The sequence below is a fragment of the Pseudomonas ogarae genome (assembly GCF_014268695.2).
Lineage (GTDB): Bacteria > Pseudomonadota > Gammaproteobacteria > Pseudomonadales > Pseudomonadaceae > Aquipseudomonas > Aquipseudomonas kilonensis.
Genome location: NZ_CP077086.1, coordinates 5,338,612 through 5,359,431 on the forward strand (window position 1 = coordinate 5,338,612; position 20,820 = coordinate 5,359,431).

Genomic DNA, 20,820 nt, shown 5'->3' on the forward strand with positions numbered 1-20,820 from the left:
CAAGCCCGCTCCCACAGGGGATCTGCGGCAGGCACACATTCTGTGCCTGGCAGAAATCTACTGTGGGAGCGGGCTTGCTCGCGAAGAGGCCAGCAGTCACACCACACCATCAAGCCTCAGGCCAAAACGCCCGAATCCCCGCCACACCCTGCGCCCCGGTCTCCCAGGCTTTTTGCCGCTCGCCGGGCCCGACCCCACCCAACAGATAGACCGGCCTGTTGAAGCCCTCGATCAACCGCGCCGCCTCTGCCCACCCCAACGGCTGTGCGTCAGGATGGGTCTGGGTCGGTTGCACCGGCGAAAGCGTGACGAAGTCCACATCCATTTGCTGCGCCAGGGAGAGTTCTTCGGCGTTATGGCAGGAGGCCGCCAGCCAGCGGTCCTTGCCGAACGGGCGACCGGCCGTGGCATGCTTGCGCAGTTGCGCGGCGGTAATGTGCCAACCGGCGGAGGGAAAATCCCCCAGCCATTCGAACGGCCCCTTGAGCATCAGTTGGGCCTTGCCGGCACACAACCCCACCGCATCCACCGCCAGATCGCGGTATTTCGGGTCGTAGCCACCGGGGGCACGCAGTTGGAGCAACTTGATCCCGCCGGCAATCGCCTTCTGCATACCGCGCAGCAAGGCCGGCGTCTCAAGGCCCTCCGGGGTAATCAGGTACTCACCCGGCAAACGGGCCGCCGCGACGATCGGCTGATTGGCCGCCGGAAACGCATAGTTCGTCAGGTCGCGGGCCGTCACCCAGGCCAACGGCTGCCCTTCGGCACCGTGGGGCTCGCCAGTGAAGACCGAGACTTCCCAGACATCCAGCAACACCTGTTTGTCCGGGTAGTCGTGACGCACCTTGATCAACGGCCGGGCGGCACCGACAACGATCCCCAGCTCCTCATGAAGTTCGCGGGCCAGGGCGGTTTCGACGGACTCATCGGCCTCGACCTTGCCACCGGGGAATTCCCACAGGCCACCCTGGTGCTGGGTGTCGGCCCGTCGGGCGATCAGGATTTTACCGGCGGCATCGCGAATGACCGCCGCCGCCACATGGACTCGTTTCACCGCGCAGTGTCCTCCAGGCCAGCCTGTTGCCACGCCTTGAACGCCGGCCATTGATAAAGGGTTTCGACGTAGGCCTCATCGACCTCCGACAGTTTCACCTGATAAGTGCGCAAGCGCACGGCAACAGGGGCAAAAAACACATCGACCAGGCTCACGCGGCCAAACAGGTAGGGACCGGTTTCGGTCGCCGCGGCACGGCATTCGGCCCACAGCGCCAGCATCCGCTGGATTTCCGCCTGCACGTCAGATGGCATCGGCGACAACGGCGCATCGTGCAGCAGGTCCATGGGCATGTGGCTGCGCAGGGCGAAAAAACCGCTGTGCATCTGTGCACAGGCCGAGCGTGCCTGGGCCCGGGCGGCCACATCCTTGGGCCAGAGATTGGCCTCGGGAAACTGTTCAGCCAGGTATTCGGCAATCGCCAGGGAATCGGCGATCACGCCGAACTCGGTCTTGAGCAACGGGACCTTGGCTGTGGCCGAATACTTGAGCAGCTTCTCGCGGGTATCGGGCTGGTCAAGCCTGACCAGCTCTTCGGTGTATTTCGCGCCGGTCAGCGCCAGGGCCAGCGCGCCGCGCAGGGACCAGGAGGAAATGCGTTGGTCGCCGATGATCAGGTGCAGGCTCATGTGGATTCCTTTCTTATGGTTCTGAGGTGTCTGTTCTGGCGCCATCACGAGCAAGCTCGCTCCCACAGTGGATTTGTGTTGAGACCACTATCGATGCCACTCAACAAATCCCTGTGGGAGCGAGCTTGCTCGCGATTGGAGCAACTCGGTCCCGAGCCTGTTAAGTCCGGTACTCAGCGTTGATCTTGACGTACTCGTGGGACAGGTCGGTGGTCCAGATGGTTTCGCTGCAATCACCCCGTCCCAGCTCGATACGGATGGTGATTTCTTCCTGTTGCATGACCGCCGCCCCCTGGGCTTCGGTGTAGGTCGCAGCACGAGCACCTTGGCTGGCGATGCAGACTTCACCGAGGAACACGTCGATCTTGCTCACGTCCAGCTCAGGTACACCGGCACGGCCCACAGCGGCAAGGATGCGACCCCAGTTCGGGTCGGAGGCGAACAGCGCGGTCTTGATCAGCGGCGAGTGGGCCACGGTGTAGCCGACATCCAGGCATTCCTGGTGATTGCCACCGCCGTTGACCAGCACGGTCACGAACTTGGTTGCGCCTTCGCCGTCACGCACGATGGCCTGGGCCACTTCCATGCACACCTCGAACACCGCCTGCTTGAGGGCGGCGAACAGCGCGCCGCTGGCCTCGGTAATCTCCGGCAGGTTGGCCTTGCCGGTGGCGATCAGCATGCAGCAGTCATTGGTGGACGTGTCGCCGTCGATGGTGATGCGGTTGAACGACTTGTTGGCACCGTCGAGCATCAGGTCTTGCAGCACCTGGCGCGAGACTTTGGCATCGGTGGCGATGTAGCCGAGCATGGTCGCCATGTTCGGACGGATCATGCCGGCGCCTTTGCTGATACCGGTGACGGTGATGGTCACGCCATCGTGCTCGAACTGGCGACTCGCGCCCTTGGGCAAAGTGTCAGTGGTCATGATGCCGGTGGCGGCCGCAGCCCAGTTGTTCTCCGACAGGTCATCAAGGGCGGCTTGCAGCGCGCCTTCGATCTTCTCGACCGGCAGCGGTTCGCCGATCACGCCGGTGGAATACGGCAGCACCTGGCTGGCGTCAACGCCGGTCAGTTCCGCCAGCTTGGCGCAGGTGCGCTCGGCGGCGGCCAAACCTGGCGTACCGGTGCCGGCGTTGGCGTTACCGGTGTTGGTCAGCAGGTAACGCACCGGCCCCTGCACGCGTTGCTTGGCCAGGATGACTGGAGCGGCACAGAAGGCGTTGAGGGTGAACACGCCAGCCACCGTCGAGCCTTCGGCGCAACGCATGACCACGACGTCCTTGCGCCCGGGGCGCTTGATGCCCGCCGAGGCAATACCGAGTTCAAAACCGGCAACCGGGTGCAACGTTGGCAACGGACCAAGACCAACAGCCATGAATGCGCTCCTAAATTAGATGTATATCGACGCCGGCTTCATCGAGACGGCGAATCAAATGGCAAAACGCCGCGACAGGGGCTGGCCTGTCGCGGCGCGGGTCGTTCAGCGTTGAAACGGGTTTATTGGATCTGCCCGTGGCAATGCTTGTATTTCTTGCCCGAACCGCAATAGCACAGTTCGTTACGGCCCAGCTTCTGCTCGTTGCGCACCGGTGCGGTCGCCAGGGCGACATCCACATCGACGCCCTCTTCGGCGACCACTTCCAGGCCTGGGGCTTGGGCGTGTTCGAACTGCATGCGTGCAGCCAGGGCTTCGGCTTCCTGACGCAGGCGAGCTTCTTCTTCGGCCGGGTCTTCGCGGCGAACCTGAACGTGGGACAGCACACGGATCGAGTCGCGCTTGATCGAATCGAGCAATTCGGAGAACAGCGTGAAGGACTCGCGCTTGTACTCCTGCTTCGGGTTCTTCTGGGCGTAACCACGCAAATGGATACCGTGACGCAGGTGGTCCATGGTCGACAGGTGGTCTTTCCACAGGTCGTCCAGTACTCGCAACACAATCTGCTTCTCGAAGGAGCGCAGCGCCTCGGCGCCCGCCTGGTCTTCCTTCTCGTTGTAGGCAGCGATCAGTTCGGCCAGCAGTTTCTCGCGCAGGGTTTCTTCGTACAGGTGATCGTCTTCGTCGAGCCATTGCTGGATCGGCAATGCCACGCCGAAGTCGCTCTGCAGCGCGGCTTCCAGACCGGCGACGTCCCACTGTTCCGGCAGCGACTGCGGCGGGATATGGGCGCTGACAGTGGCGTTGAGCACGTCCTGGCGGAAATCGGCGATGGTTTCGCCAATGTTGTCGGCGGCCAACAAACTGTTACGCATGTGATAGATCACTTTACGCTGTTCGTTGTTGACGTCGTCGAACTCCAGCAGTTGCTTGCGGATATCGAAGTTGCGGCCTTCGACCTTGCGCTGGGCTTTCTCGATGGCGTTGGTCACCATGCGGTGCTCGATCGCCTCGCCTGGCTGCATGCCCAGGGCCTTCATGAAGTTCTTCACCCGGTCAGAGGCGAAGATGCGCATCAGGCTGTCTTCCAGGGACAGGTAGAAACGGCTGGAACCGGCGTCGCCCTGGCGACCGGCACGGCCACGCAACTGGTTGTCGATACGACGCGATTCGTGACGCTCGGAAGCGATCACCTGCAGACCGCCGGACTCGAGTACCTGCTGGTGACGCTTCTGCCAGTCGGCCTTGATCTGCGCGATCTGCTCAGGCGTAGGGTTTTCCAGGCTGGCGACTTCCACTTCCCAGTTGCCGCCCAACAGGATGTCGGTACCACGACCGGCCATGTTGGTGGCGATGGTCAGCGCACCCGGGCGACCGGCCTGGGCGATGATCTCGGCTTCCTTCTCGTGGAACTTGGCGTTGAGGACCTTGTGCTCGATGCCTTCCTTGTTGAGCAGGGCGGACATGTGCTCGGAGGTCTCGATGGTGGCGGTACCCACCAGGATCGGACGGCCCTGGGCCATGCATTCCTTGATGTCGTTGATGATCGCCGCGTATTTCTCATCGGCGGTCAGGAACACCAGGTCGTTATAGTCTTTACGGGCCAGCGGCTTGTTCGGTGGAATCACCATCACTTGCAGGCCGTAGATCTGGTGGAATTCGAACGCTTCGGTGTCAGCGGTACCGGTCATGCCGGACAGCTTGTTGTACAGGCGGAAGTAGTTCTGGAAGGTGGTCGAGGCCAGGGTCTGGCTCTCGGCCTGGATGTTCAGGCCTTCCTTGGCTTCGATGGCCTGGTGCAGGCCTTCGGACAGGCGACGGCCCGGCATGGTACGACCGGTGTGTTCGTCCACCAGTACGACCTGGCCGTCCTGCACGATGTATTCAACGTTGCGATGGAACAGCTTGTGGGCACGCAGGCCGGCATAGACGTGGGTCAAAAGGCCCAGGTTATGGGCCGAGTACAGGCTCTCGCCTTCGGCCAACAAACCAATACGGGTGAGCATTTCCTCGACAAACTGGTGACCGGCTTCGTTGAGCTCGACCTGGCGGGTCTTTTCGTCAACGGTGTAGTGCCCGGCCTGGGTCACTTCGCCTTCGACTTCCTCGACATGCAACTTGAGCTGCGGGATCAGCTTGTTGATCTCGATGTACAGCTTGGAGCTGTCCTCGGCCTGACCGGAAATGATCAGCGGGGTACGGGCTTCGTCGATGAGGATGGAGTCGACTTCGTCGATCACGGCAAAGTTGAGTTCACGCTGGAATTTTTCTTCCATGCTGAACGCCATGTTGTCGCGCAGGTAGTCGAAACCGAATTCGTTGTTGGTGCCGTAGGTGATGTCGGCGGCGTAGGCGGCGCGCTTCTCTTCCGGCGGCTGGAACGGCGTGACGACGCCGACGCTCAGGCCGAGGAATTCGTAGAGCGGGCGCATCCAGTTGGCGTCGCGGCGCGCCAGGTAGTCGTTGACCGTCACCACGTGCACGCCCTTGCCGGACAGTGCGTTGAGGTAGACGCCCAGGGTCGCCACGAGGGTCTTGCCCTCACCGGTACGCATTTCGGCGATCTTGCCTTCGTGCAAGGTCATGCCGCCGATCAACTGGACGTCGAAGTGGCGCATGCCCATGACCCGCTTGCCTGCTTCACGGGCGACCGCAAAGGCTTCGGGCAGGAGTTGGTCAAGGGTTTCCCCCTTGGCGATGCGGTCCTTGAATTCGGCAGTCTTGGCGCGTAACTGATCGTCCGAAAGGGCCACCATTTGCTCTTCGAAGGCATTGACAGTCTGTACCGTCTTGAGCATGCGTTTGACTTCACGCTCGTTCTTGCTTCCAAAAAGTTTCTTTAACAAAGGCGCAAACATATCGGCAGGATCTTCCACACTAAAGGGATGGAGGGCGGCCCCGTGAGTCGCCCGTGCAGCCCTCATGGCCGCATGCGAACGAGCATTCTACCCGGAAACGATGGAGAGGAAAGTGGCGTTATTCCACGATGCTGGCACAGCGCTGTGACGGGGCTCGCTTAAAATAAGGGCTTTTGCGCGAACTTCAACCCACAAAACGCAGAAGTTACTCATTGATTGTGCAGCCAAAAGCCGCTGGGCGAGAGGGTCGAGGCGCATCCGGCGCTTTCTGCTACCATGGCGCCTCTGTCACTTGCGGTATTCATTCATGGCCTTTCGCCCTCTTCCAGCCAAGGCTCCCGCCGTTCTGCTGCGCGAAGCCAAGCCGCTGAAAGCCATCTTCGGCCACGCCAAACGCCTGGGTCACTTGCAACGCCTGCTGGACAGCCAGTTGCAACCGGCGGCGCGCGAGCATTGCCACGTGGCGTCCTGGCGCGAAGGCAGCCTGCTGCTGATCGTCACCGACGGCCACTGGGCCACACGCCTGCGCTACCAGCAAAAACGCCTGCTGCGCCAACTCCAGGCGTTCGAAGAATTCGCCAACCTGACGCGGATCCTGTTCAAGGTACAACCGCCCACCGTCCAGGTCGGCGTCAAGGGGCACACGCTGGATTTGTCCACCGACGCCGCCGCGACCATCCAGGCCACCGCCGATGGCATCAGCGATCCCAACCTGCGGGCGGCGCTGGAGCGGTTGGCGGCGCATGCGCGGCCCAAGGATTGAGATTTTCGGCGCCGGTTGGATAGCTATCGCGAGCAAGCTCGCTCCCACAGGGAATCTGCGGCGGGCACCTGTTTCGTGTACGACGCCAACCCAACCCCTTGTGGGAGCGAGCCTGCTCGCGATGGCGGCAGATCAGCCAGCCTATTCTTCGCCTGCTAAACCGTCTTCGCGAGCAAGCCCGCTCCCACAGTGGATCTGCGGCGGGCACACATTCTGTGTCTGGCAAAAATCTACTGTGGGAGCGGGCTTGCTCACGAAAGGGACGACTCGGTCCTGACTACCGGCGCTTGCTGCCCCCCAGCAACGACCCCATCAACCCACGCACCAATTGCCGGCCCAACTGATTGGCCGCCTGGCGCATCGCCGATTTAAGCGCCTGGCCGGCCGCGGTGCCGAGGAATTCCCCGGCTTTTTCGGTGAAGCTCGGTTCTTCCGTCGTCGGCTTGCCCGGCGCCTCTTCGGCCTGCGGTTCCAGCCCTTTGCGGCCCATCAGCACTTCATAGGCTGATTCACGATCAATGGGTTTGTCATAGCGTCCTTGCAACGGCGAACTAGCGATCAACCCGGCGCGTTCGGCCTCGCTCAGCGGCCCGATGCGCGATTGCGGTGGCGCCACCAGCACGCGCTGGACCACTTCCGGTGTGCCTTTTTCCTGCAAGGTGCCCACCAGGGCTTCACCGATGCCCAGTTCGGTCAGCACCGCCAGGGCATCGAATTGCGGGTTGGGCCGGAAACCGTCAGCCACCGCCCGCAAGGACTTCTGCTCCTTGGCAGTAAAGGCCCGCAACCCGTGCTGGATGCGCAAGCCCAACTGCGCCAGCACGTCATCCGGCAAGTCGCCCGGCGACTGGGTCACGAAATACACCCCGACGCCCTTGGAACGGATCAGCCGCACCACTTGCTCCAGGCGCTCCTGCAAAGCCTTGGGCGTATCGGCAAAGAGCAAGTGCGCCTCGTCGAAGAACAGCGCCAGCAGCGGTTTGTCCGCATCACCGCGCTCAGGCAACTGCTCGAACAGCTCGGCCAGCAGCCACAACAGGAACGTCGCGTAGACCTTCGGCGCTTCATGGACCAGGCGGCTGGCGTCGAGCAAGTGGATGCGGCCACGGCCATCGCTGGCCGGTTGCAGGATGTCTTCGAGCTGCAAGGCCGGCTCGCCGAACAACGCATCCGCACCCTGCTGTTCCAAGGTGGACAAGCGTCGCAGCAACGCCTGGCTGGAGCCAGTGGTCATCAGCGCCGCGTCGTCCCCCAGCAACTCGGGATTGTCCTTGAGATGGTTGAGCAGCGCTTTCAGGTCCTTGAGGTCCAGCAGTAACAAGCCTTCGCGGTCGGCCACCTTGAACGCGGCGTAGAGCGCCGACTGCTGGCTGTCCGTCAGTTCCAGCAGGCTGCCGATCAACAACGGACCCATTTCACTCAAGGTGGTGCGCAGTGGATGACCGGACTGGCCGTGGATATCCCACAAGGTCACCGGATAAGCCTGGGGCTTGTGGTTGAGCCAAGGCATGCCGGCGATACGCTCGGCGATCTTGCCCTGGGGGTTGCCGGCCGCGCCGAGGCCGCACAGGTCACCCTTGATGTCCGCCGCGAACACCGCCACCCCGGCATCGCTGAACATTTCGGCCAGGCGCTGCAAGGTGACGGTCTTGCCGGTACCGGTGGCGCCCGCCACCAGACCATGACGATTCGCCAGGCGCATGGCCTGGGCAATGGGCTGGCCGCCAAGGTCGGCGCCGATAATGAGTTGCGATGAGTCAGGCATGTGGTCACCCGTGGTGTTTGCGATATGACGCCATTTTGCACGCTTATATAAAAGCATGCCTGGCGCATTAAGCCCCTGGCGCCAGGAAATAATAGTCTGCAAACCCGGACCGCCCCTATCGCGAGCAAGCTCGCTCCTCATGGGATCTGTGCCCCCCCTGTGGGAGCGAGCTTGCTCGCGATGAGGCCCTGTCAAACCCAGCAATACTCCACTGACACCCCACCCCCACAACCCCAACCGAACATCTATTCTTACTAAAGGTCAACACAGGAGAACACTGACCGGAGGGATGCTCATCGTGCATATAGCGGACATCACCATGTTCTACGCCCCAGCCAGCGGAGGCGTGCGCACTTATCTGGATGCCAAGCACCGACGCCTGGGTGACCGGCCCGGAATTCGCCACAGCCTGCTGATTCCCGGCGCGCATTTGAGCGTGCATGACGGAATCTACAAGGTTCCAGCCCCAGCACTGCCATTCGGCAAGGGCTATCGCTTTCCCCTTCGCCTGGCCCCCTGGCGCAATGTCCTGCGCGATCTACAGCCCGATCTGATCGAAGTCGGCGACCCTTACCTCACGGCCTGGGCCGCATTGGATGCCCGTCGCCAGCTCGACGTGCCCGTCATCGGTTTCTATCACTCCGACCTGCCGCTGCTGGTCAGCAACCGCATGGGCAACTGGTTCACCCCCAACATCGAAGCTTATGTCAGCAAGTTGTACGGCAATTTCGACCGGGTCCTGGCGCCGAGCCAGGTCATGGCCGACAAACTGACCGGGTTGGGGGTCAAGAACGTCTTCGTGCAACCGTTGGGCGTCGACCTGCAAACCTTCAACCCGGCCGCCCGCGACCCGGAGTTGCGGGCCGAGCTGGGCATCGCCGAAGACGCGCGCCTGCTGATTTTCGCCGGGCGCGGCTCCAAGGAAAAAAACCTGCCGGTGCTGCTCAAGTGCATGAAACGCCTGGGCGAGCGCTACCACTTATTGTTGGTGGGCTCGTCGATGCCCGCCGTGGTGCCGGACAACGTCACGGTGGTCGATGAATTCTGCCCGGCGCCACAAGTCGCCCGGCTCATGGCCAGCGCCGATGCCCTGCTGCACGCTGGCGACCAGGAGACCTTCGGCCTGGTGATTCTCGAAGCCATGGCCAGCGGTATTCCGGTAGTAGCGGTGGCGGCCGGGGCCTTCACTGAAATCGTCGATGAAGACTGCGGCCTGCTGTGCACACCCAACAATCCACAGGCCATGGCCAATGCCGTGCGACAACTGTTTGCCGAAGGCTGCCAGCGCCGTGGCGTGCTGGCGCGCCAGCATGTGGAGCGGCATTACGCCTGGGATACCGTGGTCAACAGCTTGCTGGGGCACTACTACGCCGTGCTCGGCGAGCAGATGCCCCTGCTGGCCAATGGTTGAGACAAGGTCCGTGTCGATGAACCGCTCGTCCAGCGTGCTCCTGGTGCTGCATGACGTGGCACCGCAAACCTGGCCCGACTACCAGCCCTTCGTCGAAGCCGTTGACGCCCTCGGCCAGGTGCCGATGACCTGGTTGGTGGTGCCGGACTTTCATCGCAACAATGCCCTGGAGGCTCATCCCGGCTTTCGGCGCCTGCTCGACAGCCGGGTCGAGCGCGGCGACGAACTGGTGTTGCATGGCTACTACCATTGCGACGACGGCCCTGCCGCCCGTCACCCCAAGGATTGGTTCATGCGCCGGGTCTATACCCATGAGGGGGAGTTCTACAACCTGTCCGAGGCCACCGCCCTCGCCCGCCTGCGCGCCGGTATCGAAACCTTTGAACGCTACCACTGGCCACTGGAGGGTTTCGTCGCCCCGGCCTGGCTGATGAGCGAAGGCACGCGCCAGGCCTTGCGCCAGTTGCCGCTGAGCTACACCAGCGATACTCAACACCTTTATCGCTTGCCCGACTTCACCGCCATCGATGCGCCTGGGCTGGTCTGGAGTGCTCGCAGCGCCTGGCGCCGTGGCCTGTCGAAAGTCATCAGCGACCAACGCGAACAGCGCTGGCGCCAGGCCCCGGTGATTCGCCTGGGCCTGCACCCGGTGGACATGCGCCATACCTTTTCCCGGGACTATTGGCTGCGCACCCTCGAACGCCTGCTCAACGACGGTCGTGTGCCAATGACCAAAGTCGACTGGCTGGCGACCCAGGGGCTGCGGGTCAGCAGCGCCGCATGAAACGGCTGATCTGGCTGGGTGTCGCCCTGCTCACGGCGCTACTGGTGCCGCTGCTGGTCGGCGGCGGGGAAATGTGGTCGCGGGTGCAGCGCTTTCCGTTGTCGCTACTGCTGGCCATGCTCGGCATGATCGTGCTGTGCTGGTGCTTGAACTCCGTGCGCTTGCGCCTGCTGCTGGGGGAACACCGTGGGCGCATCGGCGGGCTGAAAAGCATCGGCGTGGTGATGTCCACCGAGTTCGCCATGTGCGCGACGCCCGGTGGCAGTGGCGGCCCGCTGACGCTGATGGCCCTGCTGGCGCGCAACGGCGTGCGCCCGGCCCATGGCAGCGCGGTGTTTGCCATGGATCAGTTGAGCGACTTGCTGTTCTTCCTCTGCGCCTTGGTGGGCATTCTGTTTTATGCGCTGTTCCAGAACCTCAGCCAGCGCATGGAGTGGATGCTGGCGTTAAGCGCGATTTCATTGTTTGGCGGGCTGTTCGGCTGCGTGCTGGTGGCCCGGTATCACCGCAGATTGATTCTGCTGGGCGCTCGACTACTGTGCCACCTGCGCGTAAAAGCCGTCACCCGTCGACGCTGGGGCCGCAAGATCCTGAGCTTTCTGGCGGCATTCACCGACACCTTGAAGTTGCCGCGACAGACACTGTTCCAGGTCTTCGGCCTGACCTGCCTGCATTGGGCACTGCGCTACAGCGTGTTGTACCTGGCGTTGAGGGGACTGGGGGCGGATCTGCAGTGGGCCTGGAGTTTCCTGATCCAGATGCTGTCCCTGAGTGCGGGACAGTTCAGCCTGCTGCCGGGCGGCGCCGGGGCGGCCGAATTGACGTCGGCGGCGCTGCTGGCACCCATGGTGGGCAAGTCCACCGCAGCGGCGGCGATCCTGATCTGGCGGGCGGTGACCTATTACTTTTATCTGGTGGCCGGCGGGCCGGTGTTCTTCCTGATGGTCGGGCGGCCGTTGCTCAAGAAACTGATCAGGCTCAGGCAGGCCTGACATATCACGGCTTCTGTTCGGGCTCGTCCTGGGGATGCAGTTGCTCCCACAATTGCGCGGCATCGGGAAACTCAGTGCCGTCCTCCGGGCCCAACGCATCTGGGTCATAGCGGCTGAGGCAGCCCTCACCCAGGGTCACCGGCGCCTTGGAGGTGGCTTTGTCCAATGGATCGGTCATGGCGAACCTCATGAAAAAAGGGCCTGGCGATCGCTCGTCCAGGCCCTTTGCAGTGTAGTCAGAACACCACGGTCTTGTTGCCGTGCACCAGCACGCGGTCTTCCAGGTGATAACGCAGGCCCCTGGCCAACACCATCTTCTCTACGTCACGGCCGAAACGCACCATGTCTTCGATGCTGTCGCTGTGGCTGACGCGCACCACGTCCTGCTCGATGATCGGGCCGGCATCCAGCTCTTCGGTCACGTAGTGACAGGTGGCGCCAATCAGCTTCACACCGCGCATCGACGCCTGGTGGTACGGCTTGGCACCGACGAACGATGGCAGGAAACTGTGGTGGATGTTGATGACCTTATGGGCGTATTCGCGGCACAAGGCCGGCGGCAGGATCTGCATGTAGCGGGCCAGCACCACCACCTCGGCATCGTGCTGCTTGACCAGCCGCGAGACTTCGGCGAACGCCGGCTGCTTGTCTTGCGCGTTGACGGGTACGTGGTAGTACGGGATGCCGTGCCATTCCACCATGCTGCGCAAGTCGTCATGGTTGGAAATCACACAGGCGATGTCGCAATCGAGCTCATCGCTGTGCCAACGGTGCAACAGGTCGGCCAGGCAGTGGGACTCACGACTGGCCATCAGCACCACGCGTTTTTTCTGCGCGGTGTCGGTGATACGCCAGTCCATCGAGAACTCTTCGGCAATGGGGGCGAACGCTTCACGAAAGGCTTCGATACCAAAGGGCAGCGAGTCGGCACGAATCTCGTGACGCATGAAAAACCAACCACTTTGATTGTCCGAGTGATGGCTTGCTTCGGTGATCCAGCCGTTATGGGACGCCAGAAAGTTACTGACTTTAGCAACGATGCCGACGCGGTCCGGGCAAGCAATCACCAGACGAAAAGTGCGCATTAGGGAAACTCCAGAACTTCGCAAAGGCGGCCATTCTAGCCATTGCGCGGCAAAACTGCAGTATCGATGACACGCCAAACCCTCGACGACGGCCTATCGCCGCGATCTGCGTGGTCTGGGGAAGCAGGCTATATGTGTGAAAAGATGTGAAGACACTGTCGCGGCATTTAACTGCAACAGGCGTTTTTGTGGCACAGCACTAATTAATTAAATAAAACACCGGTTAAATGTTTACTTGATGAAACTGTCTGATTACTATTGCCGCACTGTGTCCTTGTCACCCGCGTCCTACATAAGGTAGTCCACATGTCCTTGATCAATGAATACCGCGCCACAGAAGAAGCCATCAAAGAACTGCAAGCTCGCCTGAAAAACCTGTCCCAAGACGACAAACTGCAAACCGAGCTTGAATTCGAAGGCAAACTGCGCACTCTGATGGGCGAATACTCCAAGTCGCTGCGCGACATCATTGCCCTGCTGGATCCAGAAGCCAAGTCGAGCAAAGCACCACGTGGCGCCGTGAAAACTACCGGTACCAAACGCGCTCGCAAAGTTAAGCAATACAAGAACCCGCACAACGGCGAAGTCATCGAAACCAAAGGTGGCAACCACAAGACTCTGAAAGAGTGGAAAGCCAAGTGGGGCGGTGACGTGGTTGAAGGCTGGGCAACCCTGCTGGGCTAAGCCTCACCGGTTCGCACCGTTCTTAGCGAACAAAAAAACGCCAGCGATTGCTGGCGTTTTTTATGCCTGTCATCTTTTTACTTCATCACGGCTCAAGGCTTAAACGTTTACGCAATTGCTGGCTGTAGCTCTGCCACTCCCGGAGTACTTCTTGCTGCACTGGTGTAGACAGGTCCATCCACTCCCTCATCGCCGCATCAAAACTTTCCAAGGTATTAGGCGCCCCCCACTCCGGGGATGACAGCCGTTGTTGACAGAAAAGTCTCCAACGCGCCTGCTCTTCAGGATTCAACGTGTCTGGAAAGTTGCGCGCGCGATATCGGAACAATAGTTCCGGCAAACGCTCATCATCGAAAGGCCAGCGTTCTTGAGCCAATTGCGAGGGGTCAGCCAGGCGGACTTGTTCACATAAACGTCGATCGCGATCCCCCAGGAAGCCCGCGTATAACTGTTGCTCGGGATCCTCGCTGGCGGTGAAATCCTCGCGCCCATAAATGGCCTGAAGTTTATCTTGCCAAACTTTCTGTGCGTCAGTTAGCCGCAATGCCCGTTGCTGATAGCCCTCCATATCCAGTTCCAGTCGCTGCTGGTCCTCGGCACGCAGCACCGACAATGGCGCGATCACCGGGCATTTGTTGATATGGATAAGCTTGAGCGGCACCGGCAACTCACCTTCGAGCAATTCTTCACGGCGGGTATACAAACGCTGGCGCAGGCTTTCGGCATCGTCATCCAGCAGGCCCTGGGGGTCCAGGTGCAGGTCGCAGACGATCAGGGCGTTGCGGTTTTTCGGGTGCCAGGCCAGCGGCAAGACCACACCGATGTAGTTGCGCGCCGCCGAGAAGCGACCGGAAATATGCACCATAGGCTGCAACAGGCGGATCTGGTCCATCACCTTCTGTTTGCTGCGCAACTGGAACAGCCAGTCGTAGAGCCGGGGCTGCTGCTGACGGATCAGGCGGGCCAGGGCGATGGTCGCGCGCACGTCCGACAACGCATCGTGGGCCTGGCCATGGTCGATGCCATTGGCAGCGGTCAGGCGCTCGAGCTTGAGGGTCACCCGACCGTCCTCTTGCGGCCAGGTGATGCCTTGCGGGCGCAACGCATAGGCCGCGCGCACCAGATCGATGAGGTCCCAGCGACTGTTGCCGCCCTGCCATTCCCGCGCGTACGGGTCGAAGAAATTCCGATAGAGGCTGTAGCGGGTCATTTCATCGTCGAAGCGCAGGGTGTTGTAGCCGGCGCCACAGGTACCGGGCGCGGCCAGTTGCCCGTGGACACGGGTCATGAAATCGGCTTCGCTCAAGCCTTTTTCGGCCAGGCACGCCGGGGTGATGCCGGTAATCGCGCAGGCCGCCGGATGCGGCAGGATGTCATCGCTGGGCCGGCAATACAGGTTCACCGGTTCATCGATTTCATTGAGTTCGAAATCGGTACGGATACCCGCCACCTGCAAGGGCCGGTCGCAACGCGGGTTGATGCCGGTGGTTTCGTAGTCGTACCAGAAAATGGAAGTCACGGGCTGTTCCTGAACTGAAGACTGGCGAAGTCTAGGCGCTCGAACCCGCCTGCGACCAGCAGTCCTGTAACTTTTGAAGACCAATGCGCCGCTCCACCACCCACCCCATGTGGGAGCGAGCTCCCTCGCGATAGCGGTGCCTCAGCTTGCATTCATGTTGAATGGACTGCCGTCATCGCGAGCAGGCTCGCTCCCACAATTGATCTGCGGTGCCCACGAATCCTGTTGCAAACCATGAAATGACCTGCACAGTTGTATCGTTTGCCCGCACGAAGACTGCTAGCATCTGGGCCGAGATTGAACATTCGGTCTGGCCCATCACAGGTTGCCCATGCTCGAGACACCAGCACTGCAAAGGAACGCGACGCTGCCCGCGCCCCTGGACACGCGCTATCAGGTTGAAACGCCCGAAGGCATCGACCTGCCGCTGCGCCCGGCGGGATTGATGCCGCGTGCAATCGCCTTCGCCATCGACCTGGGCATACGCGGGCTGGTCCTGGGTTTTTTCTTCCTGGTCCTGGCGTTTTTCGGCGAACTGGGGATGGGCCTTGGGTCCATCCTGCTGTTTGTCGTCAGTTGGTGGTACATGGTGCTGTTCGAGGTGCTCAACCAGGGGCGCTCTCCCGGCAAGCAGATCATGGGGCTGCGCGTGGTGCAGGACGATGGCCGGCCCATCGGCTGGTCGGCGTCGTTGATCCGCAACCTGCTGCGTTTCGTCGACATGCTGCCCTTCGGCTACACCTTCGGGGCCATCAGTTGCCTGCAGCATCCGGCGTTCAAGCGCTTGGGCGATCTCGCGGCCGGCACGCTGGTGGTGTATCGCGAACAGCCGGTCAAACGCCCCGCCTTGCCGATGGCCCCGCCGATACGCACGCCTTTCACCCTGAGCCTGAATGAGCAACGCGCCGTGCTGGGCTTCGCCGAACGCCAGGCAGAACTGTCCCAGGCGCGGGTCAACGAACTGGCTGCCATCCTGGCCGCGCCACTGAACGTCCAGGTGCCAAACGCCGCGGCCGAACTCAATGGCGTCGCCCGCGGCCTGCTGGGGCCAACATGAAGCAAAGCCTGTTCGAAAGCCGTCACCAGGGGGAATGGGAGCACCTGACCCGGCAACTCGACCAACTGGAGCGCAGCCGCAGCGTACCCCAGAGCAGCGACTTCCCTGCCACCTACCGACGGCTTTGCCATCACCTGGCACTGGCCCAGGCCCGGGGCTACAGCAGCTTGCTGGTCGACACCCTGCAACAACTGGCACTGCGCGGTCACCAGCAACTCTACCGGGACCGCAGCCGGCCATCGGCCAATCTCTCGGCCTTCATCCTGGTCGGATTCCCCCGCCTGGTGCGTGAGCAATGGCGCTTCGTGCTGGCCGCCAGCCTGATGTTCCTGGGCAGCCTGGTGGGCATCGGCTTGCTGGTCTATCTGTTCCCGGAACTGGTCTACAGCGTGCTCGGCGCTGACGAAATCAGCCAGATCCGCAGCATGTATGACCCGGCATCCGGGCACCTGGGGCGCTCGGTCGAGCGGGCCGCCAGCGAGGACTGGGTCATGTTCGGTTACTACATCATGCACAACATCGGCATTGCCTTTCAGACCTTTGCCAGTGGCTTGATGTTTGGGCTTGGGAGCGCGTTTTTCCTGTTTTTCAATGGCCTGACCATTGGCGCGGTAGCCGGGCACCTGACCCAGATCGGCTCTGGGGGAACATTCTGGTCGTTCGTGATCGGCCACGGTGCCTTCGAACTCACCGCCATCGCCCTGGCCGGGGCCGCAGGCCTGCAACTGGGTTGGGCCTTGATCGCGCCGGGACGCCTGACCCGGGGCGAGGCCTTGCGGCTCGCGGCGGGCAAAAGCGTGCTGATGATCGGCGGCGTGATGCTGTTCCTGCTCATTGCCGCGTTCATCGAGGCCTACTGGTCTTCCAGCGCCGTGACGCCCGCCACCAAATACACCGTGGGCGCCTTGTTGTGGCTGTTGGTGATCAGCTATCTATCGCTTGCCGGACGGGTCCGCCATGCGCCTGAGTGACGCCACCGTCGTCATCCGCCCACGCACCACCTGGGAAGCCATGGATCTTGGCGTGTTGATGAGCCAGCAGCATCGACGCCTGCTGATGACCAGTTGGGCGATCATCACGTTGCCGGTGTACCTGTTGCTGACCCTGCTGCTGTGGGACTCACCGTCGCTGGTGGTGATGCTGTTCTGGTGGTTGAAGCCGGCCTTCGACCGTCTGCCGCTGTACATTCTGTCCAAGGCGCTGTTTGGCGAAACCCCCACCTTGCGGCAGGCGTTGCGCCAGTGGCCTGCGCTGCTCAAGCCGCAGTTGCTGGCCAGCCTGACCTGGCGTCGGCTGAGCCTGAGCCGCAGTTTCCTGATGCCGGTGGTGCAACTCGAGGGGCTTAGCGGTGAGGCCCGGGCGCAGCGCTTGCGGGTATTGCAGCAACGCAACCGCGGCGCGGCGCAATGGTTGACCATCATCGGCATGCACCTGGAAACCGCCTTGTGGTTCGGCCTGATGGCCCTGTTCTATCTGTTCGTGCCGCAACAAGTCGAACTGCAATGGGATTGGGAGATGCTGGTGTCAGCGGCCGAGCACGACTGGTTGTGGTTCGAACACCTGGTCAACTTCCTGTACCCGCTGCTGCTGATCTTATGGGAGCCGGTGTATGTCGCCTGTGGCTTCAGCCTCTACCTGAACCGGCGCACGATCCTCGAGGCGTGGGACATCGAGCTGGTGTTCCGACGCCTGCGCCAACGCCTGAGCGGCGTCGCCCCGGTGCTGATGCTGCTGGTGTTCATGCTGCTGCCGCTGGCGCCCCCGGCGTTTGCCGCCGAGGACAGCAGCGGCCCCGACAGTCCGCGACTGCTCAACCAGCCCCTCACCAGCGAAGCCTCCCGGGACAGCATCAAGGCAGTCCTCGACGCCCCGCCGTTCAAGAATCCCGAGACCGTCATCCGTTATCGTTTCGGCGAAGAAACGGCCGAATCCCCCGAGACCGAGACCGAGGCGAAATCGAACTGGCTCAAGACCCTGTTCAAATGGCTCGGCAGCCAACGCTTCGACATCGCCGCCGCACTGATCCAGGTGGTGCTGTGGGCCTGCCTGGTGGCGGCGATCGTCTGGCTGGCCTGGCGCTACCGCGAAAGACTCAAGGCCCTGGCCAATCGCCGACCGACGCAGCGCCTGCCGGTGGAACGCGCCGTACCTGCGCGCATGTTCGGCCTGGATATTCGCGAAGAAAGCCTGCCCGCCGACGTGGCGACCAGCGTCGAACAACTGTGGGCCACGCAACCCCGTGAAGCCCTGGGCCTGCTGTACCGGGCGCTGCTCAGCCGGTTGCATCATGACTTCAAGATCCCCTTGAAACCGGCCGACACCGAAGGCCAGGTGCTGGAACGCGTCGAACAGCTCAAGCAGGACAACCTGCTGGGCTTCAGCAAAAACCTCACCCTGCATTGGCAGAACATTGCCTATGGGCATCGCTCCCCACCGACACACCTGCAACAGGAACTGTGTGACGGCTGGCGCGAGCTGTTCGGTCCGGGGGCGTCTCGATGAGCCGGCACGCGGGGTGGCTGATCGGCGCCGTGCTGGCCGCCGTGGTGTGCGCATTCGGTCTCTACCTCTACACCAAGGCCGTGCCCTATGAGGAGGTCGTCGAGCACGGACCCTCCCCTGAAGCCCAGGCCAATCCTTACCTGGCCGCCGAGCTTTTCCTGCGCCAGAAGGGTATCAACGTCGAGCACGCCAACAGCCTGGATGTGCTGCCCACCCTGGAGCCTCGCCAGCACAGCCTGCTGTTGCTGGGCGAACGAACCCACATGACGCCACGGGACGTCGAGCAGTTGATGAACTGGACCCGGGCCGGCGGGCGCTTGCTTTTCGTCGCCGAAGCCTTGTGGGATGACAGCACCGGCAACAGCGGCGACCTGCTGCTCGACCGCGTGCGCCTGCGCCAATCCTTGAGCAAGGACCTCAAGGAGCCGGCGCCCAAACTGATCAAGGACCGTTACCCGGAACTGACCAAACTCTATCTGGAAGACGAAGAGGCGCCGGCGTATGTCGGCTTCGACACCGACTTCCACCTCGAGGACCCGCATGACCTGGCCCAGGCCTGGGCCAACAGCGCGCTGGCGACCCACATGATGCAATTGAACCTCGGCCTCGGCTCGATCACCGTGATCACCGACGCCGAGCTGTGGAAGAACGAGAACATCGACCAGTACGACAACGCCTGGCTGCTCTGGTACTTGAGCGTCGACACGGACGTCACGCTGCTGTTCAACACCGACCACGACAACCTGCTGACCCTGCTGCTGCGCTATTTTCCCCAGGCATTGGTGGCGCTGCTGGCCTTGATCGCCTTGTGGTTCTGGCGTTCGGCGGTGCGTCATGGCCCACTGCAACAACCCGCCTCCCGGGCGCGGCGCCAGTTGGAAGAGCATGTGCAGGCCGGCGCCGGTTTCCACCTGCGGCACAACGGCCAGGAGTACCTGTTGCATGCCCTGCAACAAGACGTGCTGCGCCGGGCACGTCATCTTCACCCAGGCTTCGAACAACTGGCCGTCGCCGAACAATGGCAGGTACTCGCCCGCCTGACCCGACAACCGACGCGGGCCATCAGCCAGGCCTTGAGCCCACGGCCGAAACAGCGCCTGTCCCGCGCCGAGTTCTGCCGCCAGGTCGCCCATTTGCAAACCCTTAGGAATGCCTTATGACTGAACAGAACGAACCTGTCGACGGCCAGGCCCACGCCGCCCAACAGCGCCAGCGCGCCAGTCAGTTGGCCCAGGCCATCCGCACCGAACTGCGTAAAGCGGTGGTCGGCCAGAGCGCGGTGATCGACGATGTGCTCACCGCGCTGATCGCCGGCGGGCACGTGCTGCTCGAAGGCGTTCCCGGGCTGGGCAAGACCTTGCTGGTGCGGGCCCTGGCCCGGTGTTTCAACGGCGAGTTCGCGCGCATCCAGTTCACCCCCGACCTGATGCCCAGCGACGTCACCGGGCACGCGGTGTACGACTTGCAGACCGAGCAGTTCAAGCTGCGCAAGGGCCCGGTATTCACCAACCTGCTGCTGGCCGACGAGATCAACCGCGCACCGGCCAAGACCCAGGCCGCGCTGCTTGAAGCCATGCAGGAACGCCAGGTCACCCTCGAAGGCCGCGCCCTGCCCATCAGCCAGCCGTTCATGGTCCTCGCCACCCAGAACCCTATCGAACAGGAAGGCACCTACCCGTTGCCGGAAGCCGAGCTCGACCGCTTCATGCTCAAGGTGCGCATGGACTACCCGGACGCCGACCAGGAGCTGGACATGGTGCGCCAGGTCAGCCGCTCGACCCGCGCCGACATGCTCGACGTGCAACCGCTGCGCATGGTGTTGCAGGCCAAGGACGTGCAAGCGCTGCAACGCATTGCCAGCGACCTGCCGATGGACGACCAGGTACTCGACTACGCCGTACGCCTGGCCCGTACCACCCGCAGCTGGCCGGGCTTGACCCTCGGCGCCGGCCCGCGCGCGTCGCTTGCGCTGGTACGTTGCGCCCGGGCCCGAGCGTTGTTGCGTGGCGGCGAGTTCGTCGTGCCGGATGACATCAAGGGCTGCGCCCTGGCCGTGCTGCGCCATCGCGTACGCCTGGCGCCGGAACTGGACATCGAAGGGCTGTCGGTGGACCAGGTGCTGGGGCAACTGCTCGATCAAGTGCCGGCGCCGCGGTTGTGATGAGGGCGTCTGTGCCAAGCGTGCTTTTTGTGCCAGGAGTATTCTTTGTGGCAGGCATGCTTTTTGTGGCGAGGGAGCTTGCTCCCGCTGGGCTGCGAAGCAGCCCCCAAGTTCTATCTGACACACCGCCAGGGGACGCTGCGCGTCCAGCGGGAGCAAGCTCCCTCGCCACAGGAAA

General features: G+C 62.4%; 18 protein-coding genes. 10 read left to right on the forward strand and 8 right to left on the reverse strand.

The window, feature by feature from the left end; genetic code table 11:
• Positions 1 to 109: 109 nt before the first annotated feature.
• The 4 genes from HU749_RS23525 to secA form a co-directional block, all read right to left on the reverse strand.
• A complete protein-coding gene (locus tag HU749_RS23525) occupies positions 110 to 1,054 on the reverse strand; it encodes a Nudix family hydrolase (protein WP_186650372.1) in 945 nt (314 codons plus the stop codon).
• Positions 1,051 to 1,683, reverse strand: a complete 633-nt coding sequence (locus HU749_RS23530; RefSeq protein WP_186650370.1) for a glutathione S-transferase family protein — start codon at positions 1,681 to 1,683, stop codon at positions 1,051 to 1,053. Before HU749_RS23530 ends, HU749_RS23525 begins: the two co-directional genes overlap by 4 nt.
• A gap of 160 nt (positions 1,684 to 1,843) precedes the next feature.
• Positions 1,844 to 3,061 carry a bifunctional glutamate N-acetyltransferase/amino-acid acetyltransferase ArgJ gene (argJ, locus tag HU749_RS23535; protein WP_186650368.1) on the reverse strand — a complete coding sequence of 406 codons (1,218 nt, stop codon included), beginning with the start codon at positions 3,059 to 3,061 and terminating at the stop codon, positions 1,844 to 1,846.
• 122 nt (positions 3,062 to 3,183) lie between these two features.
• Positions 3,184 to 5,919: a preprotein translocase subunit SecA gene (gene secA, locus HU749_RS23540; RefSeq protein WP_014339935.1), complete on the reverse strand. Its 2,736-nt coding sequence runs from the start codon at positions 5,917 to 5,919 to the stop codon at positions 3,184 to 3,186.
• A 307-nt stretch (positions 5,920 to 6,226) separates the two neighbouring features.
• On the opposite strand from secA, the gene HU749_RS23545 reads away from it, so the two are divergent.
• Complete coding sequence (locus HU749_RS23545) at positions 6,227 to 6,682, forward strand: DUF721 domain-containing protein (RefSeq protein WP_014339936.1); 456 nt, start codon at positions 6,227 to 6,229, stop codon at positions 6,680 to 6,682.
• Between the two features lie 277 nt (positions 6,683 to 6,959).
• Here the strand turns inward: HU749_RS23545 and HU749_RS23550 are convergent, their stop codons facing one another.
• The gene (locus HU749_RS23550; RefSeq protein ID WP_186650366.1) at positions 6,960 to 8,447 is read right to left on the reverse strand and encodes a helicase HerA-like domain-containing protein; all 1,488 of its coding nucleotides are present in this window, start codon (positions 8,445 to 8,447) and stop codon (positions 6,960 to 6,962) included.
• A gap of 289 nt (positions 8,448 to 8,736) precedes the next feature.
• On the opposite strand from HU749_RS23550, the gene gpgS reads away from it, so the two are divergent.
• Genes gpgS through gpgF form a run of 3 tightly spaced genes read left to right on the forward strand, consistent with a single transcriptional unit; the run spans position 8,737 to position 11,634 of the window.
• Entirely contained in the window at positions 8,737 to 9,858 is a 1,122-nt protein-coding gene (gene gpgS, locus HU749_RS23555; RefSeq protein ID WP_186650364.1) for an N-acetylglucosaminyl phosphatidylglycerol synthase, read from the forward strand.
• A gap of 16 nt (positions 9,859 to 9,874) precedes the next feature.
• Positions 9,875 to 10,642: an N-acetylglucosaminyl phosphatidylglycerol deacetylase gene (gene gpgD, locus HU749_RS23560; RefSeq protein WP_186650362.1), complete on the forward strand. Its 768-nt coding sequence runs from the start codon at positions 9,875 to 9,877 to the stop codon at positions 10,640 to 10,642.
• Positions 10,639 to 11,634 (forward strand): glucosaminyl phosphatidylglycerol flippase, encoded by a 996-nt coding sequence (gene gpgF / locus HU749_RS23565; RefSeq protein ID WP_186650360.1) that lies wholly within the window; start codon positions 10,639 to 10,641, stop codon positions 11,632 to 11,634. Before gpgD ends, gpgF begins: the two co-directional genes overlap by 4 nt.
• A gap of 4 nt (positions 11,635 to 11,638) precedes the next feature.
• Here the strand turns inward: gpgF and HU749_RS23570 are convergent, their stop codons facing one another.
• Both HU749_RS23570 and purU read right to left on the reverse strand, forming a co-directional pair.
• On the reverse strand, positions 11,639 to 11,812 hold the full coding sequence (locus HU749_RS23570) for a hypothetical protein (RefSeq protein WP_186650358.1): 174 nt from the start codon (positions 11,810 to 11,812) through the stop codon (positions 11,639 to 11,641).
• A 58-nt stretch (positions 11,813 to 11,870) separates the two neighbouring features.
• A complete protein-coding gene (gene purU, locus HU749_RS23575) occupies positions 11,871 to 12,719 on the reverse strand; it encodes a formyltetrahydrofolate deformylase (RefSeq protein WP_018614294.1) in 849 nt (282 codons plus the stop codon).
• A gap of 306 nt (positions 12,720 to 13,025) precedes the next feature.
• Between purU and mvaT the strand changes: the two genes are divergently transcribed.
• Entirely contained in the window at positions 13,026 to 13,403 is a 378-nt protein-coding gene (gene mvaT, locus HU749_RS23580) for a histone-like nucleoid-structuring protein MvaT (RefSeq protein ID WP_003205091.1), read from the forward strand.
• Positions 13,404 to 13,488: 85 nt separating this feature from the next.
• Here the strand turns inward: mvaT and sbcB are convergent, their stop codons facing one another.
• A complete protein-coding gene (sbcB, locus tag HU749_RS23585) occupies positions 13,489 to 14,922 on the reverse strand; it encodes an exodeoxyribonuclease I (RefSeq protein ID WP_186650355.1) in 1,434 nt (477 codons plus the stop codon).
• Between the two features lie 331 nt (positions 14,923 to 15,253).
• Here sbcB and HU749_RS23590 point away from each other — a divergent pair, with 331 nt between their 5' ends.
• Genes HU749_RS23590 through HU749_RS23610 form a run of 5 tightly spaced genes read left to right on the forward strand, consistent with a single transcriptional unit; the run spans position 15,254 to position 20,642 of the window.
• Entirely contained in the window at positions 15,254 to 15,979 is a 726-nt protein-coding gene (locus HU749_RS23590) for an RDD family protein (protein ID WP_046062643.1), read from the forward strand.
• Positions 15,976 to 16,950 (forward strand): stage II sporulation protein M, encoded by a 975-nt coding sequence (locus HU749_RS23595; RefSeq protein ID WP_046062644.1) that lies wholly within the window; start codon positions 15,976 to 15,978, stop codon positions 16,948 to 16,950. Before HU749_RS23590 ends, HU749_RS23595 begins: the two co-directional genes overlap by 4 nt.
• The gene (locus tag HU749_RS23600) at positions 16,937 to 18,481 is read left to right on the forward strand and encodes a DUF4129 domain-containing protein (RefSeq protein WP_186650353.1); all 1,545 of its coding nucleotides are present in this window, start codon (positions 16,937 to 16,939) and stop codon (positions 18,479 to 18,481) included. Before HU749_RS23595 ends, HU749_RS23600 begins: the two co-directional genes overlap by 14 nt.
• Positions 18,478 to 19,641 carry a DUF4350 domain-containing protein gene (locus tag HU749_RS23605; protein ID WP_186650351.1) on the forward strand — a complete coding sequence of 388 codons (1,164 nt, stop codon included), beginning with the start codon at positions 18,478 to 18,480 and terminating at the stop codon, positions 19,639 to 19,641. The genes HU749_RS23600 and HU749_RS23605 overlap by 4 nt, the downstream gene beginning before the upstream one ends.
• The gene (locus tag HU749_RS23610; RefSeq protein WP_079303545.1) at positions 19,638 to 20,642 is read left to right on the forward strand and encodes an AAA family ATPase; all 1,005 of its coding nucleotides are present in this window, start codon (positions 19,638 to 19,640) and stop codon (positions 20,640 to 20,642) included. Before HU749_RS23605 ends, HU749_RS23610 begins: the two co-directional genes overlap by 4 nt.
• Positions 20,643 to 20,820 lie beyond the last annotated feature (178 nt).

Bases quoted from the DNA above. Each gene is read 5' to 3' on its own strand.
- HU749_RS23600 (WP_186650353.1), top strand. From the start codon at position 16,937: ATGCGCCTGAGTGACGCCACCGTCGTCATCCGCCCACGCACCACCTGG.
- gpgS (WP_186650364.1), top strand. From the start codon at position 8,737: ATGCTCATCGTGCATATAGCGGACATCACCATGTTCTACGCCCCAGCC.
- purU (WP_018614294.1), bottom strand. From the start codon at position 12,719: ATGCGCACTTTTCGTCTGGTGATTGCTTGCCCGGACCGCGTCGGCATC.
- HU749_RS23595 (WP_046062644.1), top strand. From the start codon at position 15,976: ATGAAGCAAAGCCTGTTCGAAAGCCGTCACCAGGGGGAATGGGAGCAC.
- HU749_RS23550 (WP_186650366.1), bottom strand. From the start codon at position 8,447: ATGCCTGACTCATCGCAACTCATTATCGGCGCCGACCTTGGCGGCCAG.
- HU749_RS23530 (WP_186650370.1), bottom strand. From the start codon at position 1,683: ATGAGCCTGCACCTGATCATCGGCGACCAACGCATTTCCTCCTGGTCC.
- secA (WP_014339935.1), bottom strand. From the start codon at position 5,919: ATGTTTGCGCCTTTGTTAAAGAAACTTTTTGGAAGCAAGAACGAGCGT.
- HU749_RS23610 (WP_079303545.1), top strand. From the start codon at position 19,638: ATGACTGAACAGAACGAACCTGTCGACGGCCAGGCCCACGCCGCCCAA.
- HU749_RS23605 (WP_186650351.1), top strand. From the start codon at position 18,478: ATGAGCCGGCACGCGGGGTGGCTGATCGGCGCCGTGCTGGCCGCCGTG.
- HU749_RS23590 (WP_046062643.1), top strand. From the start codon at position 15,254: ATGCTCGAGACACCAGCACTGCAAAGGAACGCGACGCTGCCCGCGCCC.
- argJ (WP_186650368.1), bottom strand. From the start codon at position 3,061: ATGGCTGTTGGTCTTGGTCCGTTGCCAACGTTGCACCCGGTTGCCGGT.
- gpgD (WP_186650362.1), top strand. From the start codon at position 9,875: ATGAACCGCTCGTCCAGCGTGCTCCTGGTGCTGCATGACGTGGCACCG.
- HU749_RS23545 (WP_014339936.1), top strand. From the start codon at position 6,227: ATGGCCTTTCGCCCTCTTCCAGCCAAGGCTCCCGCCGTTCTGCTGCGC.
- HU749_RS23570 (WP_186650358.1), bottom strand. From the start codon at position 11,812: ATGACCGATCCATTGGACAAAGCCACCTCCAAGGCGCCGGTGACCCTG.
- gpgF (WP_186650360.1), top strand. From the start codon at position 10,639: ATGAAACGGCTGATCTGGCTGGGTGTCGCCCTGCTCACGGCGCTACTG.
- mvaT (WP_003205091.1), top strand. From the start codon at position 13,026: ATGTCCTTGATCAATGAATACCGCGCCACAGAAGAAGCCATCAAAGAA.